The organism is Bradyrhizobium shewense (assembly GCF_900094605.1).
In the GTDB taxonomy this organism is placed as follows: Bacteria; Pseudomonadota; Alphaproteobacteria; order Rhizobiales; family Xanthobacteraceae; genus Bradyrhizobium; species Bradyrhizobium shewense.
The window spans coordinates 23,969-40,757 of sequence record NZ_FMAI01000002.1; the positions used below are offsets into that span (position 1 = coordinate 23,969).

The window sequence follows — 16,789 nt, forward strand, 5'->3', positions numbered from 1 at the left end:
GATTGCCGCTATGACGGGGTTGCGAAAAACAGCACCCGCAGGAAGTGCGTGTATTCGGATTCGAGCACCATGATCGACACAAATACCAATACCGCGATCGGCGGCAGCAGGATGGCATAGGCCAGTGCCAGTCGCTCCCAGGCCATGTGCATGAAGACTGCGACGATCAGGCCTGCCTTCAACATCATGAACAGCAGGATCAGCGACCACCTCAGGTAGCCATGCAGGCCAAAATAGTCGACGAGGTAGGAGCACGTGCTGAGGACGAACAACCAGCCCCAGACCACGAGGTAGAGCTTGATCGGGTGCTGTTGACCGCTGGCGTGAACGGCTCCCGTTGCGACTGCGCCATGCGCGGGAGCGTGGAGCTGTCCTTCCATGTGTACCGCCGCGTTTGTCATGCGCCGACCTCACCAAAGATAGAAGAATGCAAAGATGAATACCCACACGAGATCGACGAAGTGCCAGTACAGGCCCATGATCTCGACGATCTCGTAATACCCCTTGCGGCTCGTGAAGAAGCCACGCCTCTCGACGTCGAAGTCTCCGCGCAAGACCTTCCGCGCAATGGCGATCAGGAAGATCACGCCGATGGTCACGTGGGTGCCGTGGAATCCGGTGATCATGAAGAAGCTCGCACCAAACTGCGGTGCGCCCCACGGATTGCCCCAGGGCCGGACGCCCTCCATGATCAGCTTGGTCCATTCGAAGGCCTGCATGCCGACGAAGGTTGCGCCGAACGCCGCCGTGGCCAGCATCAAGGCTGCGGTTCTGACGCGATCGCGGCGGTAGCCGAAATTGACGGCCATCGCCATCGTCCCGCTGCTGCTGATCAGGACAAAGGTCATGATGGCGATCAGGATCAGCGGAATGTGATTGCCGGCGATGTTGAGGGCGAAGACTTCGCTGGGATTGGGCCACGGCACGGTCGTCGACATGCGCGCCGTCATGTAGGAGAGCAGGAAGCAGCTGAAGATGAAGGTGTCGCTGAGGAGGAAGATCCACATCATGGCCTTGCCCCAGGACACGTTCTTGAAGGCGCGCTGATCGGACGCCCAGTCGGCGGCGATGCCGCGCCAGCCTTCAAGCCGCGCAGTCGAATGGCCCGGATTTGTCAGCACGGTCTCTGCCATCTGGTCTCGCCTCCCTAGCTCAGCAATCGGCGACAGATGTTGACGAAATCGTCGGTCCAGCCCGTGAGAAGCCCGAGCAGCACAAGCCAGACCAGCAGCAGGAAGTGCCAGTAGATGGTGCACAGCTCCACGCTCAAGCGCATGTCGGCGATCCCGGCGCCACGCCACATCTTGGTCGAGGTTCGGCCCAAAGCGACCAGACCGCCCGTCAGATGCAGCCCGTGCACTGCGGTCAATAAGTAGAAGAAGGAGTTCGCCGGATTGGACGCCACGAAATATCCGGCCGCGCCGAGCTGTTGCCAGGCCAGAAGCTGTCCGCCGAGGAAGATCACGGCAGCTGCGCCGCCTGCGAGCAGGCCGATCATGACACCTTCAGCGTCGTCTCGGCGCGCGGCCACGTAGGACCATTGCAGCGCCACGCTGCTCAGGATCAGGACGCCCGTGTTGAACCACAGCAGCCGCGGCACGGGCAGCGTCCGCCAGTCCGCCACGTCCATGCGCATCGAGTAGGCGCTGATGAAGAGGATGAACAATGCGCTCGCGACGGCGAGAAACACGCCAAGTCCGATCTTCGCTGCCGGCCAGGTCATGGCGTCGCCGCCGGGGAAGTCACCGGCCGGACCTTCCTCCAGCCAGGGCCTGGCCGTCAGCCGCTGCTGCGACAGCCACCATCCGGCGACGACCGCGATCACAGCCACGAACAGGATGACGGCACTCACGAAGCAGCTCCTTGAACGACGTGCGTCCCGCGCGGCGGCTGGTTCTGCGGAATGAAGTCCTCCTCGGCGCCGGGTACGCTGTAGTCATAGGCCCAGCGGTAGACGACCGGCAGCTCCTTGCCCCAGTTGCCGTGCCCGGGAGGCGTCTCCGGCGTCTGCCATTCCAGCGTCGTCGCCCGCCACGGATTGCCGCCTGAGGCCTCACCTTTGAACAGGCTCCAGGCAAGATTGAACAGGAACACCATCTGGCTGAAGCCGACGGTCAACGCCACCACGGAGATGAAGGCGTTCAGTGAATGGGCCGAGGACGGGATGAACGACGTATCTCCGAGTTCGAAATACCGGCGCGGAACCCCGAGCAGTCCAAGATAGTGCATGGGGAAGAAGATCAGGTAGGCGCCGAGGAAAGTGACCCAGAAGTGAAACTTGCCGAGTGCGTCATTGTACATTCGCCCGGTGACCTTGGGGTACCAGTGATAGATCGCACCCAGCACGACCATGATCGGCGCCACGCCCATCACCATGTGGAAATGCGCGACTACGAACATGGTATCGGAGAGGGGCACGTCCACGACGACGTTGCCGAGGAAGAGGCCGGTGAGCCCGCCGTTCACGAAGGTGATGATGAAGCCGAGGGCGAACAGCATCGGCACCCTGAGATGAATGTCGCCGCGCCACAGGGTCAGCACCCAGTTGTAGACCTTGATCGCGGTGGGGATGGCGATGATGAGCGTCGTGGTGGCGAAGAAGTACCCGAATTGCGGGAACATGCCGCTCACATACATGTGGTGCGCCCATACGACAAAGCTGAGCGCGCCGATGGCCACGATCGCCCAGACCATCATGCGATAGCCGAAGATGTTCTTGCGCGCATGCGTGCTGATCAGATCGGAGACGATGCCGAAGGCGGGCAGGGCGACGATGTAGACCTCGGGGTGGCCGAAGAACCAGAACAGGTGCTGGAAGAGCAGCGGGCTGCCGCCACCATATTTCGACTGCTGGCCCATCTCGACCAGGGACGGCATGAAGAAGCTGGTGCCCAGCAGACGGTCGAGCAGCAGCATGACCGAGGCAACGAAGAGCGCAGGGAATGCCAAGAGCGCCATGACCGTCGCCGTGAAAATCCCCCACACCGTCAGGGGCAGGCGCATCAAGGTCATGCCGCGGGTGCGTGCCTGGAGCACCGTGACCACATAATTCAGTCCGCCCATCGTGAAGCCGATGATGAACAGGATCAGGGACGACATCATGAGAATGATGCCCCAATCCTGCCCGGGCGTTCCGGAGAGGATTGCTTGCGGCGGGTACAGCGTCCAGCCGGCGCCGGTGGGGCCGCCGGGCACGAAGAATGTCGAGGCCAGCACCAGCACTGCGAGCAGATAGACCCAGTAGCTCAGCATGTTCACATAAGGGAAGACCATGTCCCGGGCGCCAACCATCAGCGGGATCAGGTAGTTGCCGAAGCCGCCGAGGAACAACGCGGTGAGCAGGTAGATCACCATGATCATGCCGTGCATGGTGATGAACTGGAGGTACTGGTTGGCATCGATGAAAGAGAACGTGCCGGGGAATCCCAGCTGCAGTCGCATCAGCCACGACAGCACCAGGGCCACCAGCCCGATGGCCGAGGCCGTCAGCGAGTACTGAATGGCGATCACCTTGGCGTCCTGCGAGAAGACATACCGTGTCCACCAACTCCTCGGATGATAGAGCTCGACGTCAGGTACTTCGGCAGGCGGCGTGCCAGCGATCCCTTCATATGGAATATCGACCATAGAAAACCTCCTCGGTCGTTTCCATCGGGGGCGACGAGTTGGTCTCACGCACCCGATTCATATTCGCGGCGGCGCCTTGCTACTTGCCGCCGGATTGAAATCTCGCCTTCACGACGGTGTTTGCCGGCGACAATTCTGCAAACGTCTTCTGTTGCTCCAGCCAAGCGTGATATTCACGCTCTTCGTCGATGATGACCTTGGCCCGCATCTGATAGTGAGCCGCGCCACAAAGCTCCGCACAGAGAACGTCGAACGTTCCGGTTCGGATCGGCGTGATCCAGAAATAAGTCACCATGCCTGGAACCATGTCCATCTTGGCCCGGAATTCGGGCACGTAGAAATCGTGCAGGACATCAACCGAGCGAAGCAGAACCTTGACCGGCTTTCCCAGTTGAAGGTGCAGGTCGCCGTTCTCGATCACGACGTCGTCCTGCGCATGCGGATCGTCGCGATTGAGTCCCATCGGATTGTCGGAAGCGATGTTGCGGACATCGGATGTGCCCAACCGCCCGTCCTTGCCCGGAAGGCGGAAGCTCCATTGCCATTGCTGGCCCATGACCTCGACCTCGGTAGCATCCGCAGGCACGGTCACGAACTGGTGCCAGACCACGAGGCCAGGCGCCAGCATGGCCGCGACGCCGATTCCGGTCCCGACGCTCAGCCACCATTCGAGCTTTTTGTTTTCAGGATTGTAGTCGGCCCGTCTTCCCTCCTTATGGTGAAAGCGGAAGACGCAATAGGCCATGAAGGCGATGACGGCGACGAAAACAAAGCCCGTGATCCAGAACGTGATGTTGATGGTGTGATCGATATAGGCCCAGTTCGTGGCGATCGGCGTCCACCACCAGGGGCTGTAGATGTGAAACAGCACCGAGCCTATCGCGACCAGAAGCAGTATCAGTGCGACAGCCATCCTGATCCATCCTTGCCATCAAAGGCTACGGATACGAATCCAGGGCGGAGCTCATGTCTGTCGCGATGGCTGGCCTTTCTCGGTTGGCACTTATGCCATCGCCGGCCTCTTGCCTCGCCCATTCCACTAGCCGCGAAATCAAGAGAATGTTCGCGACCCATCAACTCTAAGGGCGTCTGCGTCTAAAATGATACCAGCCTAACCCGGCGTCAATAGCGCAATGTAGGTGCCCCGACGTGGTGTTATGGCCGTGCTGGCAAGCCGACAAGCATCAGGCGCGCATATTGGGTCTGGGTGATGCAACGCACAAATCCGTGCCAGTGCACAATTCACTCAACCGTGAGTGCAGCCTTGCGCCGCAAGCGCTAAACTTTGCGAGGCAGGTCGCGACGGGTTCCGTCCGGCCAGGCTCGCTCGCTGAACCTGGGTTGCCGTACTCGCCCCATCGCGTTTCCTGCTCGTCAGGCGGACACGCGTGGCTGGAAAGCGCGTGTTATCGAAACCGCGATTTTCAGCACGGGAGGGTCCGTCCATGGCCACTCTGTACTCCCACGACATCATCAGGCGGCACGTATTCGGCGAAGCGGCCTCCTATCCCATTCGCAAGATCAGCCTGTCCGATCTGACCGAGGCCCTGCGCCTGGGTTGGGAGGATTTCCAGGCGATGCCGAGTCACGCGATCGTCGTGTGCGTGATTTATCCCGTTCTCGGTCTCGTCCTGTTCAGGATGGTTCTCGGCTATTCGGTGCTGCCGCTACTATTTCCACTGGCCGCCGGCTTTGCCTTGATTGGCCCGTTTGCCGCGATCGGTCTCTACGAACTCAGCCGGCGTCGTGAGCGCGGCGAGGAGGTCGATGCATGGGATGCGGTCAAGGTGCTGCGCGCACCGTCGTTCGGGGCCATGGTCGAACTCGGTGTGCTCCTGCTGGTCCTGTTCGGGGCCTGGATCGGTGTCGCGAACGCAATCTATGTCTCAATCTTCGGTCATGCGGCGGCCGCGAGCATTCCCGACTTCGCAACGCGCGTGCTGACGACACCGGAAGGCTGGTCGCTCATCATCGTCGGTTGCGGTGTCGGCTTCCTGTTTGCGGTTGTGGCTTTGTGTGTCAGCGTCGTGTCGTTTCCGTTGATGCTCGACCGGCATGCGACTGCGATCGACGCGATCCGTACCTCGCTCCGAGCAGTAGCGGCGAACCCGGTTGGGATGGCCGGATGGGGCCTCATCGTCGCGGCGCTGCTCGTGATCGGCTCGGTACCGCTATTCGTCGGTCTCGCTGTCGTTCTGCCGGTGCTTGGCCATGCCACCTGGCACCTCTATCGGCGGGTGGTCGAGCCGAATCCGAATCCACCGGACGCGCCGCCGCCGCCCCCGAAGGGAAGGCGCTACGCCGCGGACTTTCCGGCCAACCTCTTCCCGTGGAGCCGCGAGGGTGAGTGAGACGGGCGATTGCGCCCCATTGATTAGCTGTCATCATCCGCGAAAGCGGATGATCCAGTACTCCGCGGCGCTGCGGTGCGCGCCAACTGTCGACACGGAGTACTGGATGCCCCGCTTGCCGCCTACGCTGAAGCTTCGGCGAGCCAAGACCTCAAACCCCGGCGAAGCCTTGGCGTAGCCGGGTCGCGGGGCATGACAGTTGAGCAAAAGGTGATTTACTTCTGCTGCTGCGGCAGGAAGGTCGGCCCGACCGAGCGGATCGGCTTGTTCTCGGAGCTCGCAGGGGGGGCGGTATCCGCCGGCGGCGTAGCGGCCGGTGCATTCGCCGTCGTCGGCGCGGGAGCTGCGCCCTTCTTGGCGTTCGCAGGCGTGCCCTTGTTGAGCCGCTGCTGCTGCATCTTCTTGGCGCTCTCCTCGGTGACGATGATGTCGCCCTGCTGCTCGGCTGCCGCCTTGTCGTCGGCCGATTTCAATGCGTCCGCCCAGGTCTGTCCAGCGGCTTTGCAGGAGCAGGACGGGTTGAACTCGCTGCGGAATTTGAAAGCGGTCGGAAGCGCCGTGTAGGGCTGGCCGCTGACCGAGACCGCGGAGTTCATGTCCTCGCCGGGATTGCGATGGGTGTAGAGCACGGCTTCCGCGGCCGGGCAGAGCGCCTTGCAGGTCTTCTCGTCGTCGGGGAAGCGCGCCGGCACCGTCGCAAACGAGACCGGGAAATAGGCGCCGTCGCAGGTGCGCACGCACACGGTGCGGTAGGTGCCGGATTGCGGGCCGAGATCGGACGGCGGCACGCCCTGCGGATTGCCCGCGTTGTTGCCGCCGAACAGATTGCTGAGGAAGTTGCCGCCGCCTTGCGACTGCACGGCGTTGGCATATTGCGGGCCGCAATTGTTCTGCGCCAGCGCAACCAGCACCGAGCGGCGCTGACTGTCGCGTTCCGCGCTGAAGCCGCCGCCACCGCCGCGCAAACGCTCGAGATTGCCGGTGATCTGGTCCAGATTGGCGCGCATCTGCTGGATCTGGGTGTTGACCGGTCCGCATTGGGCCGACTGGCCGTTGAACAGCGAGAAGAAGCCGGAGGAATCGCAGCCCATGCGCTTGGCCTGCATGGTGACGCGGTCGAGCTCGGCCTGCTGCTTGGCCTGGGAATCCTGGTAACGGCGGATCTGGTCTTCGCGTGCGGGGTCACCACCGCCGCCGCGGTCCAGCGCCGCGAGCTGGCCTTCCAACCGCACGCACATCGGATTGGGCCCAAGTCCGTTCTGGCCGGGCTGAGGCGGCGGTCCGGGCGGACCGGCCTGCGCGAAAGCGCCGGTGGCGAGCACGGCCGTGCTCAAGAGCACGGTGCAGGCAAGAAGCAAGCGAGCACGAGAGAGGGATAGGAATTCAGGCATATCCGCCATTCTAGCGAGGTCATGGCCCAATGTGACTTGGACTGAAGCGACTTGGACGCCGAAGCAATTGGGCGCCGAAGCGCGCCCTCCCAATAGCCGCTTCCTGCGGCATCGTCACGTCGTTTTGGGGGCCAATGGACCGGGCCTAAGCTGCGCCAGCTCCGAGCGAATTCAGCGCTGGCAAGTGATTGCGACATATTCGTCGCAATGGCCATGGGAGCAGTTTGCGCCGGATTTGGGGACAGAGCCGGTAATTTCGTCGGGGTCGACCCGGCGATAGCTTGATGCCTGGGCAAAATCTCGTGACTGGCAGTAGGTGCGGGCGACGGAGGCGCCGCATTTGTCGCCCTTGGCCAGGCACTGATCGACGCCGTAGCCGTCAGCCTGGTTGGCGATGATGAAGACGCGGGTCTCGGCGCCGGCGCCGGATGCCGCGAGGATCGAGGCGCTGAAAACGAGCGCGAGCAAGGATCGCATGAAAATACCGGGAGGCAAAAAGGGGAACAATCTGGTTCCAGAATGGGCTCAAATAGTTAAGGATCACGAACCATCCCGGCGGCTGCGCGCTTTGCGGACATAAAACGGCATTTCCGCGGCTCCCTTGACGCGGGGCCGCCTCATAGCCCATATGTGGCCGCATGAACGGTCTCCTCGCCATTTGCGCCATTTGCCGCGAGATTACGAGCTAGCGATTCGCTGGCTGGAGCCGTCTTTTCTCAAAAACATTGAGAGCCCTGGACGCCCGGCCAACAGCCGACGGGTATCCATATGGAATTGCGCCTTTACGATACGCTGACGAAGGAAAAACGCACCTTCGCGCCGCTCGATGCAGAGAACGTCCGCATGTATGTCTGCGGGCCGACCGTCTACGACTTCGCCCATATCGGTAATGCGCGGCCGGTGATCGTGTTCGACGTGCTGTTTCGGCTGCTGCGCCACCTCTATGGCGAGGCGCACGTCAAATATGTCCGCAACATCACCGACGTCGACGACAAGATCAACGACCGGGCCGCGCGCGATTTCCCGGGTCTGCCGCTGAACGAGGCCATTCGCAAGGTCACCGAGCAGACCGGCAAGCAGTTTCACGCCGACGTCGACGCGCTCGGCGCGCTTCGGCCGAGCGTTGAGCCGCGCGCGACCGAGCATATCGCCGAGATGCGCGAGATCATCGAGCGGCTGATCAAGGGCGGCTTTGCCTATGCCGCCGAGGACCATGTTCTGTTCTCGCCGCAGGCGATGAACGCAGCAAATTCCTCGCTGCCCCCCTACGGTGCGCTGTCGAAGCGATCGCTCGACGAGATGATCGCCGGCGCCCGCGTCGATGTCGCGCCTTACAAGCGCGATGCCACCGATTTCGTGCTGTGGAAGCCGTCCAAGCCGGGCGAGCCGTCCTGGCCGTCGCCGGCTGGCATCAAGGCCGAGGGGCGTCCGGGCTGGCACATCGAGTGCTCGGCCATGGCCTGGAAGCATCTCGGCGAGCATTTCGACATTCATGGCGGCGGCATCGATCTCGTGTTTCCGCATCACGAGAACGAGGTCGCGCAGACCTGCTGCGCCTTCCACCGAGAGCGCATGGCGAACTATTGGATGCACAACGGCTTCCTGCAAGTCGAAAGCGAGAAGATGTCGAAGAGCCTCGGCAACTTCGTCACCATCCATGAGCTGCTCGCGGATTGGCCCGGCGAGGTGCTGCGCCTGAACATGCTCAAGACGCACTACCGTTCGCCGATCGACTGGACGATGAAGTCGCTGGAGGAGAGCGCCAAGACGCTCGACGACTGGTATCGTGTCGCGGCCGACGTCGCGCCCGGCGAGCCTGCTGCGTCCGTGGTCGAGCCGCTGCTCGACGATCTCAACACGCCGCTGGCGATCGCGGCGCTGCACAGCCTTCGTGGAGGTGATGTGGGTGCCCTGGCGGGCTCGTTGCGCCTGCTCGGCTTCTTCTCCGAGAGCGCGGCGCAGTGGGAAGGCCGCAAGCAGCAGGCGAGCGGCGTCGATGCCAAGGAGGTCGAGCGCCTGATTGCGGAGCGGACGGCGGCCCGTAGCCGCAAGGACTTTAGGGAATCCGACCGCATTCGCGATCTGCTCGCTGCAATGGGCATCGCGATCAAGGACTCCAAGGACGGCACCACCTGGGAGTTTTCGCGATGAAACGGCCTGACACGCCTTTCCCGCGGCACTGGATTTATTACATCGCGTTGAAGATCGCGCTGCTCGCGGGTGCCGTGGCGCTGGTGCTCAAGCTTTATGGGATGTGGTGAGGACGATGGGACAGACTTTGCCAAAGCCCGGCTTACGGCCGTTCCTGCCTGATGACGTGCCGGTTCTTGCCGCGATCTTCGCCGCCAGCATCGAGGAGCTGACTGGCGACGACTATAGTGAGGCGCAGCAGCAGGCCTGGATGGAGGCGGCGGACAGCGAAGAGTTCGGCAAGCACCTCGCGTCCGACCTGACGCTGATCGCGACGCTCGATGGTTCGCCGGTTGGCTTTGCCTCGCTGCGCGGCACCGACCACATCCGCATGCTCTACGTGCATCCGGCCGTCAGCGGGCAGGGCATCGCAACCCTGCTGGTCGACGCTTTGGAAAAGCTTGCCGGCGGCCGCGGCGCGCAAAACCTCTCGGTCGATGCCAGCGACACCGCACAGGGTTTTTTCGCCAAGCGCGGCTACGTCGCCATGCAGCGTAACAGCATCACCATCAACGACGAGTGGCTCGCCAACACCACCATGAAGAAGACGCTCGGAGCGGGGCAATGAGCAAGGAGCGCCTTTATCTGTTCGACACCACGCTGCGCGACGGCGCGCAGACCAACGGCGTCGATTTCACGCTGACCGACAAGCAGGTCATCGCCGCGATGCTCGATGACCTCGGCATCGACTATGTCGAAGGCGGCTATCCCGGTGCCAATCCGCTCGACACCGAGTTCTTCGGCAGCAAGCCCAAGCTCGCCCATGCACGCTTCACGGCGTTCGGCATGACGCGGCGGGCGGGGCGCTCGGTCTCGAACGATCCCGGCGTGGCCGGGCTTTTGGCAGCGAAGGCCGACGCGATCTGCTTCGTCGCCAAGGCATCCGCCTATCAGGTGCGCGTCGCGCTGGAGACGACGAAGGAGGAAAACCTCGCCTCGATCCGCGACAGCGTCGCGGCCGCGAAGGCCGCCGGTCGCGAGGTCATGCTCGACTGCGAGCATTTCTTCGACGGCTACAAGGAAGATGCGAGCTTCGCGCTCGCCTGCGCCAAGGCCGCCTTCGAGGCCGGCGCGCGCTGGGTGGTGCTGTGCGACACCAATGGCGGCACCATGCCGCACGAGGTCGAGGCCATCGTCACTGAAGTGACGAAACACATCCCCGGCGACCATGTCGGCATCCACGCCCATAACGACACCGAGCAGGCGGTGGCCAATTCGCTCGCTGCGGTGCGTGCCGGCGCGCGGCAGATCCAGGGCACGCTGAATGGTCTTGGCGAGCGCTGCGGCAACGCCAATCTCTGCTCACTGATCCCGACGCTGAAGCTGAAGCCGGAGTTTTCGGACGCCCTCGAGATCGGCGTCACGGCCGAGAAGCTGGCGACGCTTGTCAAGGTCTCGCGCACGCTCGACGACATGCTCAACCGGGTGCCGAACCGGCATGCGGCCTATGTCGGCGAGAGTGCCTTCGTCACCAAGACCGGCATTCATGCTTCCGCGGTGCTGAAGGACCCGCAGACCTACGAGCACGTGCTGCCGGAGACGGTCGGCAACCACCGCAAGGTCCTGGTCTCGGACCAGGCCGGACGTTCCAACGTCATCGCCGAGCTCGACCGCGCCGGCATTCCCTACGAGAAGAGTGATCCGAAGCTGACGCGCCTCGTCGAGGAATTGAAGGAGCGCGAGGCGGCCGGCTACGCCTATGAATCCGCCAACGCCTCGTTCGAACTGCTGGCGCGCCGCACGCTCGGTAAGGTACCGCATTATTTCGAGGTCGAGCAGTTCGACGTCAATGTCGAGCAGCGCTACAATTCGCACGGCGAACGTGTCACCGTCGCTTTGGCCGTGGTGAAGGTCGACGTCGCCGGCGAGCACCTGATCTCGGCTGCCGAAGGCAACGGTCCCGTCAACGCGCTCGACGTTGCCCTGCGCAAGGACCTCGGCAAGTACCAGAAATACATCGAGGGCTTGACGCTGATCGACTACCGCGTGCGTATCCTTAACGGCGGCACCGGCGCGGTCACGCGCGTCCTGATCGAGAGCGAGGACGAGAACGGCGACAGCTGGACCACCGTCGGCGTCTCCCCCAACATTATCGACGCCTCGTTCCAGGCGCTGATGGATTCGGTGATCTACAAGCTCGTGAAGTCGGGCGCGCCGGCGTAGGGTTTTGTCTCGTCATTCCGGGGCGATGCGGAGCATCGAACCCGGAATCTCGAGATTCCGGGTTCACGCTCCGCGTGCCCCGGAGTGACGGTGGGAGAGGGTAGCGCGACCAATGATCGACCACATCTCCGTCGGCGTCAGCGATCTCGACCGTGCCGCGAAATTCTACGAGGCAACGCTCGCCGCCCTCGGCCTTTCGCGCCTCGTCACGCGGCCGCGCACGGTCGGTTTCGGCAAGGCCTATCCGGAATTCTGGATCAATCTACGCGAGGCCATGCCGCGCGTGCCGCCCGAAAGCGGCGTTCATATCTGCCTGCGGGCGAAGACGACAAGCGAGGTCGATGCGTTTCACGCCGCAGCGCTGTCGGCCGGCGGCGCCTCGGACGGTGCGCCCGGCATCCGGCCGCATGATCGCGTGCGCTACTACGCGGCCTTCGTCACCGACCCCGATGGTAACCGGATCGAGGCGGTGACGTTTCCGAGCGAGTAGGACGTCAGAGCTTGCGAGCGACTTCCGGGGCGAGCTTCTTCTCGGCCTCGTCGATCTGGGCTGCGGCCGCCTTCAGCTTCGGCAAGATGTCCTCGACCCGATCGGCCTTGAGGATGTCGACCGAAAGGCCGGCGCGGATGAACTCGGTCTGCCGCATGTGCGACAGCAGCGAGAACAGCGGCTCCCAGAAATTGTCGATGTTGGCGAGCAGCACCGGCTTGGCGTGACGGCCGAGCTGTTTCCAGGTCAATTGCTCGACCAGCTCTTCCAGCGTGCCGATACCGCCGGGCAGCGCCACGAAGGCGTCGGAGCGCTCGAACATCAAGCGCTTGCGCTCGTGCATGTCGGGGGTGACGATCATCTCCTGCACGCGTGTCAGCGCGTTCTCGCGCATCCGCAGGAATTCCGGGATGATGCCGGTGACGGAGCCGCCGTGATCGAGCACGGAGGTCGCGACCGAGCCCATCAGGCCGAGCGAGCCGCCGCCATAGACGAGCCGGACGTTGTTCTCGGCGAGCGCCTTGCCGAACGCTTTGGCGCCTTCGGTGAAGCGGGGATTGGTTCCGGGGCCGGAGCCGCAATAGACACAGACGGTTTTGATAGTGCTCATTGGTGCCATGATGCATTGCAGCGAAGAGGCGTCAAGCCCAATCGGTGATTCGATACTCCCGGAAATCTACTGGTAAATGACGGCAAACAATCAAAGATTCGCCATCTGGCGGGGTGCGCTGACATCGGGAAGGCTCTATATGACGGGCGAAAATCGTTAATCGCAGCGACGCCCGCATCCGGCGGGCTTTCAGGCTTTTTGATGGACCAACCTCAATCGTTCGACGGCGCCGACGTTCCCGATCCTCCTCCCGGCGGCGCACCGGAGCGGGCGACGCTGATGGGCACGCTGGCGCATCTGTGGCCCTATATCTGGCCGGGCGACCGCTTTGACCTGAAGATGCGTGTGGTCTGGTCGCTTGTGCTGCTCCTCGCTGCCAAGCTGATCACGCTGACGGTGCCGTTCAGCTTTAAATGGGCGACGGACGCGCTGACCGGCGCCAACACGGCGCCGGTGCAGGCGGACAATTGGCACCTCTGGGTGATCGCCTCGCCGCTGTTGCTGACCGTGAGCTACGGTGCGATGCGCATTTTGATGGCGCTGCTGACGCAATGGCGCGACGGCATCTTCGCGCGCGTGGCCATGCATGCGGTGCGCAAGCTCGCCACCATCACCTTCGTCCACATGCACGAGCTGTCGTTGCGTTTCCACCTCGAGCGCAAGACCGGCGGTCTGACGCGCGTGCTCGAGCGCGGCCGCGAGGGCATCGAGGTCATCGTGCGCATGGTGATCCTGCAGCTGATCCCGACCATCGTCGAGGTCACGCTGCTGATGGCCGTGCTGCTCTGGCAGTTCGACTGGCGCTACGTGGTCGCCACCCTGATCACGGTCACGCTCTACATGTACTACACCTACATCGCGACCGAGTGGCGCATCGGCATCCGCCGCAGGATGAACGATTCCGACACGGAGGCGAACACCAAGGCGATCGACTCGCTGCTCAACTACGAGACCGTGAAGTATTTTGGCGCCGAGGCCCGCGAGGCGCAGCGCTACGACAAGTCGGTCGCGCGCTACGAGGAGGCGAGCGTCCACACCTACACCTCGCTCGCGGTGCTCAACACCGGCCAGGCCGTGATCTTCACGCTGGGGCTGACCGCGACCATGCTGATGTGCGCGATCGGCGTGCGCAACGGCACCAACACGGTCGGCGACTTCGTGCTGGTCAACGCCATGATGATCCAGCTCTACCAGCCGCTGAACTTCATGGGCATGGTCTATCGCGAGATCAAGCAGGCGATCATCGACATCGAGAAGATGTTCGGCGTGATCGGCCGCGAGGCCGAGATCAAGGACGCGCCCGATGCAACGCCGCTGGTCATCTCCGCCGGCACCGTGCGCTTCGAGGACGTGCGCTTTGCCTATGAGCCGACCCGCCCGATCCTCAAGGGCATCAGCTTCGAGGTGCCGGCCGGCAAGACCGTTGCCATCGTCGGTCCGTCGGGCGCGGGCAAGTCGACCATCTCGCGCCTTCTGTTTCGCCTCTATGACGTCTCCGGCGGCAAGATCCTGATCGACGGCCAGGACATCCGCGCGGTGACGCAGGATTCGCTTCGTGCCTCGATCGGCATGGTGCCCCAGGACACCGTGCTGTTCAACGACACCATCCGCTACAACATCCGCTACGGTCGCTGGGACGCCGATGACGCTGAAGTCGAAGAGGCGGCGCAGCTGGCGCAGATCGACCATTTCATCCGCATGTCGCCCATGGGCTACGAGACCCAGGTCGGCGAGCGCGGGCTCAAACTGTCCGGCGGTGAGAAGCAGCGCGTCGCGATCGCGCGCACCGTCCTGAAGGCGCCGCCGATCCTGGTGCTGGACGAGGCGACCTCGGCGCTCGATACCCATACCGAGCACGAGATCCAGGGCGCGCTCGACCGCGTGGCGAAGAACCGCACCTCGCTGGTGATCGCGCACCGGCTTTCGACCATCGTCGGGGCCGACGAGATCATCGTGCTGGACCAGGGCCGCATTGCCGAGCGGGGGACCCACGCCCAGCTGCTCGCGCATAACGGTCTCTATGCCAGCATGTGGAACAGGCAGCGTGAGGCCGAGGCGGCACGCGAGAAACTGGCCAAGATGGCCGATACCAGCGAGGCCCCCAACCGGGAGCCGCCGCCGGTCGATGACGCCCTGACGGCGTCTGCGGCAGCGGAGTGACCTTGTCTCCGGTCCCAACTCTGGCCTAAACAGGCCCGCGCGACGACCCGTGCCATTAACCCCGAGCGGCAGATACCGATGTCCATTCTCGATTCGATCCAGCGTCAGATCCCGCCGATCCACAAGGAGGGCTATCCCTTCATCGGCGGCTTTGCGCTGGCAAGCCTCGTCCTGTTCTGGCTGTGGTCGCCTTTGGGGTGGATCGGCACGATCCTGACCGTGTGGTGCGCGCTGTTCTTCCGCGACCCCGTCCGTGTGACGCCGGTGCGCGAGGGGCTTGTGGTGTCGCCGGCTGACGGCCGCGTCTCGATGATCACCATGGCGCTGCCGCCGGCCGAGCTCGGGCTCGGCGACCGGCCGCTGCCGCGCATCTCGGTGTTCATGAGCGTGTTCAACTGCCACGTGAACCGCGCTCCCGTAGCGGGCAGGGTGGACCGCATCGCCTACCGCCCCGGCCTTTTCATCAATGCCGAGCTCGACAAGGCCAGCGAGGACAATGAGCGCAACTCGCTGGTCATCTCGACGGCGACAGCGCGGATCGGCGTGGTGCAGATCGCAGGGCTCGTTGCCAAGCGCATCGTCTGCTTCGTCAGGGAGGGCCAGGCGATCGGCGCCGGCGAGCGTTTCGGCCTGATCCGCTTCGGCTCCCGGCTCGATGTCTATCTGCCTGTGGGGTGCAAAGCGCTGGTCTCGGAAGGGCAGACCGCGATCGCCGGCGAGACGATTTTGGCCGATCTTTCCGGAGACGACCCCAGCCGCGCCTACCGCGCCAATTAACCAATAAGTCGGTCTGTGGGGGCCTTCCGCCGCAATGGCGGAGGGAGACGCGGCTTGCTATATCTCGCCTTGAGGTGAGGACCCGCGATGACGCCCTATGACTTCAAATACCCCGATACGCGCCGCCGGCGGTTCCGCCCGATTCCGGTGCGGATGCTGGTGCCCAACGTCATCACGCTGCTGGCGATCTGCGCCGGCCTGACCTCGATCCGGCTGTCGATCGAAGGGCGGATGTCGCTCGCCGTCTACGCCATCGTGTTCGCGGCCGCCCTCGACGGCATCGACGGCCGCATCGCGCGCATGATCAAGGGGCAATCCAAGTTCGGCGCCGAGCTCGACAGCCTCGCCGATTTCGTCAATTTCGGCGTCGCGCCCGGGCTGATGCTGTATTTCTGGCAGCTGCACGAGCTCGGCAATGCCGGCTGGATTGCCGCCATGGTGTTCGCGATTTCCGGCGGCCTGCGCCTGGCGCGCTTCAATGCCACCATGGACGATCCGAACAAGCCGGCCTTCGCTGCCAATTTCTTCACCGGCGTGCCGGCGCCGGCCGGCGCGATCACCGTGCTGCTGCCGATCTATGTTGCGTTCCTCGATCTCGGCCGCTGGCCCGCCGCGATGACGGCAGCCTATACGCTGCTGATCGCCTTCCTGATGGTGTCGCGCCTGCCGGTGTTCTCCGGCAAGACCAAGCGCATGCGCGTGCCGCCGGAGCTGGTACTGCCGGCGTTCGTCGCGGTGATCGTCTTCATCGCACTGCTGATCGCCTATCCCTGGCACGTGCTATCGATTGGCACGGTGCTGTATCTTCTCGCTTTGCCGCTCGGCTACAAATCCTATCGCGACCAGGCCCGCGCGATGGAGGCCTCCGCGCCGTCGGGAGGCGAGGTCACCTCACCGCCGTCGGCGCCGACCCTGGCGAATTTGTCGGAGCCGCCCAACGACGACGACGACCGGCCCGGACGGCTGCACTGAGCGGCCACGCGCGGATATCTGCCATGAGGCCCCCCGAGTTGGGTTGAGACCTGATCTC

16 protein-coding genes are annotated in these 16,789 nt (G+C 63.6%); 8 read left to right on the forward strand and 8 right to left on the reverse strand.

Features of this window, described 5'->3' with window-relative positions; genetic code table 11:
* Positions 1-8: 8 nt before the first annotated feature.
* From GA0061098_RS04280 to GA0061098_RS04300, 5 genes are all read right to left on the reverse strand, one after another.
* Positions 9-401: a cytochrome C oxidase subunit IV family protein gene (locus GA0061098_RS04280; protein ID WP_165637155.1), complete on the reverse strand. Its 393-nt coding sequence runs from the start codon at positions 399-401 to the stop codon at positions 9-11.
* A gap of 9 nt (positions 402-410) precedes the next feature.
* The gene (locus GA0061098_RS04285) at positions 411-1,133 is read right to left on the reverse strand and encodes a heme-copper oxidase subunit III family protein (RefSeq protein ID WP_091954023.1); all 723 of its coding nucleotides are present in this window, start codon (positions 1,131-1,133) and stop codon (positions 411-413) included.
* Between the two features lie 14 nt (positions 1,134-1,147).
* On the reverse strand, positions 1,148-1,852 hold the full coding sequence (locus tag GA0061098_RS04290; RefSeq protein WP_091954025.1) for a cytochrome c oxidase subunit 3: 705 nt from the start codon (positions 1,850-1,852) through the stop codon (positions 1,148-1,150).
* Positions 1,849-3,627: a cbb3-type cytochrome c oxidase subunit I gene (locus GA0061098_RS04295; RefSeq protein ID WP_091954028.1), complete on the reverse strand. Its 1,779-nt coding sequence runs from the start codon at positions 3,625-3,627 to the stop codon at positions 1,849-1,851. Before GA0061098_RS04295 ends, GA0061098_RS04290 begins: the two co-directional genes overlap by 4 nt.
* A gap of 79 nt (positions 3,628-3,706) precedes the next feature.
* A complete protein-coding gene (locus GA0061098_RS04300) occupies positions 3,707-4,540 on the reverse strand; it encodes a cytochrome c oxidase subunit II (RefSeq protein ID WP_091954031.1) in 834 nt (277 codons plus the stop codon).
* Positions 4,541-5,072: 532 nt separating this feature from the next.
* Here GA0061098_RS04300 and GA0061098_RS04305 point away from each other — a divergent pair.
* The gene (locus tag GA0061098_RS04305; protein ID WP_091954034.1) at positions 5,073-5,978 is read left to right on the forward strand and encodes a DUF2189 domain-containing protein; all 906 of its coding nucleotides are present in this window, start codon (positions 5,073-5,075) and stop codon (positions 5,976-5,978) included.
* Positions 5,979-6,193: 215 nt separating this feature from the next.
* On the opposite strand, the gene GA0061098_RS04310 is transcribed toward GA0061098_RS04305, so the two are convergent.
* Together GA0061098_RS04310 and GA0061098_RS04315 are read right to left on the reverse strand one after the other, a co-directional pair.
* A complete protein-coding gene (locus tag GA0061098_RS04310; protein ID WP_091954037.1) occupies positions 6,194-7,378 on the reverse strand; it encodes a DUF2865 domain-containing protein in 1,185 nt (394 codons plus the stop codon).
* Between the two features lie 162 nt (positions 7,379-7,540).
* Positions 7,541-7,846 (reverse strand): hypothetical protein, encoded by a 306-nt coding sequence (locus GA0061098_RS04315; RefSeq protein WP_165637156.1) that lies wholly within the window; start codon positions 7,844-7,846, stop codon positions 7,541-7,543.
* Positions 7,847-8,137: 291 nt separating this feature from the next.
* Here GA0061098_RS04315 and cysS point away from each other — a divergent pair, with 291 nt between their 5' ends.
* The 4 genes from cysS to GA0061098_RS04335 all read left to right on the forward strand — a co-directional run bounded on the left by cysS (position 8,138) and on the right by GA0061098_RS04335 (position 12,212).
* Positions 8,138-9,520: a cysteine--tRNA ligase gene (gene cysS, locus GA0061098_RS04320; protein WP_091954044.1), complete on the forward strand. Its 1,383-nt coding sequence runs from the start codon at positions 8,138-8,140 to the stop codon at positions 9,518-9,520.
* A gap of 115 nt (positions 9,521-9,635) precedes the next feature.
* On the forward strand, positions 9,636-10,127 hold the full coding sequence (locus GA0061098_RS04325) for a GNAT family N-acetyltransferase (RefSeq protein WP_165637157.1): 492 nt from the start codon (positions 9,636-9,638) through the stop codon (positions 10,125-10,127).
* Positions 10,124-11,722: a citramalate synthase gene (gene cimA, locus GA0061098_RS04330; protein WP_091954050.1), complete on the forward strand. Its 1,599-nt coding sequence runs from the start codon at positions 10,124-10,126 to the stop codon at positions 11,720-11,722. The genes GA0061098_RS04325 and cimA overlap by 4 nt, the downstream gene beginning before the upstream one ends.
* A gap of 112 nt (positions 11,723-11,834) precedes the next feature.
* The gene (locus tag GA0061098_RS04335) at positions 11,835-12,212 is read left to right on the forward strand and encodes a VOC family protein (protein WP_028145268.1); all 378 of its coding nucleotides are present in this window, start codon (positions 11,835-11,837) and stop codon (positions 12,210-12,212) included.
* Positions 12,213-12,216: 4 nt separating this feature from the next.
* Here the strand turns inward: GA0061098_RS04335 and GA0061098_RS04340 are convergent, their stop codons facing one another.
* Positions 12,217-12,822, reverse strand: a complete 606-nt coding sequence (locus tag GA0061098_RS04340) for an LOG family protein (RefSeq protein WP_165637158.1) — start codon at positions 12,820-12,822, stop codon at positions 12,217-12,219.
* A 201-nt stretch (positions 12,823-13,023) separates the two neighbouring features.
* Between GA0061098_RS04340 and GA0061098_RS04345 the strand changes: the two genes are divergently transcribed.
* The 3 genes from GA0061098_RS04345 to GA0061098_RS04355 all read left to right on the forward strand — a co-directional run bounded on the left by GA0061098_RS04345 (position 13,024) and on the right by GA0061098_RS04355 (position 16,731).
* Positions 13,024-14,982 carry an ABCB family ABC transporter ATP-binding protein/permease gene (locus GA0061098_RS04345; RefSeq protein ID WP_091954056.1) on the forward strand — a complete coding sequence of 653 codons (1,959 nt, stop codon included), beginning with the start codon at positions 13,024-13,026 and terminating at the stop codon, positions 14,980-14,982.
* 54 nt (positions 14,983-15,036) lie between these two features.
* A complete protein-coding gene (locus GA0061098_RS04350; RefSeq protein ID WP_283807982.1) occupies positions 15,037-15,759 on the forward strand; it encodes a phosphatidylserine decarboxylase in 723 nt (240 codons plus the stop codon).
* A gap of 87 nt (positions 15,760-15,846) precedes the next feature.
* On the forward strand, positions 15,847-16,731 hold the full coding sequence (locus tag GA0061098_RS04355; RefSeq protein WP_091954062.1) for a CDP-alcohol phosphatidyltransferase family protein: 885 nt from the start codon (positions 15,847-15,849) through the stop codon (positions 16,729-16,731).
* The last annotated feature ends 58 nt before the right edge of the window (positions 16,732-16,789 follow it).

Excerpts from the sequence above, each read along its gene's own strand:
- GA0061098_RS04280 (WP_165637155.1), bottom strand. The coding sequence starts at position 401 with ATGACAAACGCGGCGGTACACATGGAAGGACAGCTCCACGCTCCCGCG.
- GA0061098_RS04285 (WP_091954023.1), bottom strand. The coding sequence starts at position 1,133 with ATGGCAGAGACCGTGCTGACAAATCCGGGCCATTCGACTGCGCGGCTT.
- GA0061098_RS04295 (WP_091954028.1), bottom strand. The coding sequence starts at position 3,627 with ATGGTCGATATTCCATATGAAGGGATCGCTGGCACGCCGCCTGCCGAA.
- GA0061098_RS04300 (WP_091954031.1), bottom strand. The coding sequence starts at position 4,540 with ATGGCTGTCGCACTGATACTGCTTCTGGTCGCGATAGGCTCGGTGCTG.
- GA0061098_RS04305 (WP_091954034.1), top strand. The coding sequence starts at position 5,073 with ATGGCCACTCTGTACTCCCACGACATCATCAGGCGGCACGTATTCGGC.
- GA0061098_RS04310 (WP_091954037.1), bottom strand. The coding sequence starts at position 7,378 with ATGGCGGATATGCCTGAATTCCTATCCCTCTCTCGTGCTCGCTTGCTT.
- GA0061098_RS04315 (WP_165637156.1), bottom strand. The coding sequence starts at position 7,846 with ATGCGATCCTTGCTCGCGCTCGTTTTCAGCGCCTCGATCCTCGCGGCA.
- cysS (WP_091954044.1), top strand. The coding sequence starts at position 8,138 with ATGGAATTGCGCCTTTACGATACGCTGACGAAGGAAAAACGCACCTTC.
- GA0061098_RS04325 (WP_165637157.1), top strand. The coding sequence starts at position 9,636 with ATGGGACAGACTTTGCCAAAGCCCGGCTTACGGCCGTTCCTGCCTGAT.
- cimA (WP_091954050.1), top strand. The coding sequence starts at position 10,124 with ATGAGCAAGGAGCGCCTTTATCTGTTCGACACCACGCTGCGCGACGGC.
- GA0061098_RS04335 (WP_028145268.1), top strand. The coding sequence starts at position 11,835 with ATGATCGACCACATCTCCGTCGGCGTCAGCGATCTCGACCGTGCCGCG.
- GA0061098_RS04340 (WP_165637158.1), bottom strand. The coding sequence starts at position 12,822 with ATGAGCACTATCAAAACCGTCTGTGTCTATTGCGGCTCCGGCCCCGGA.
- GA0061098_RS04345 (WP_091954056.1), top strand. The coding sequence starts at position 13,024 with ATGGACCAACCTCAATCGTTCGACGGCGCCGACGTTCCCGATCCTCCT.
- GA0061098_RS04355 (WP_091954062.1), top strand. The coding sequence starts at position 15,847 with ATGACGCCCTATGACTTCAAATACCCCGATACGCGCCGCCGGCGGTTC.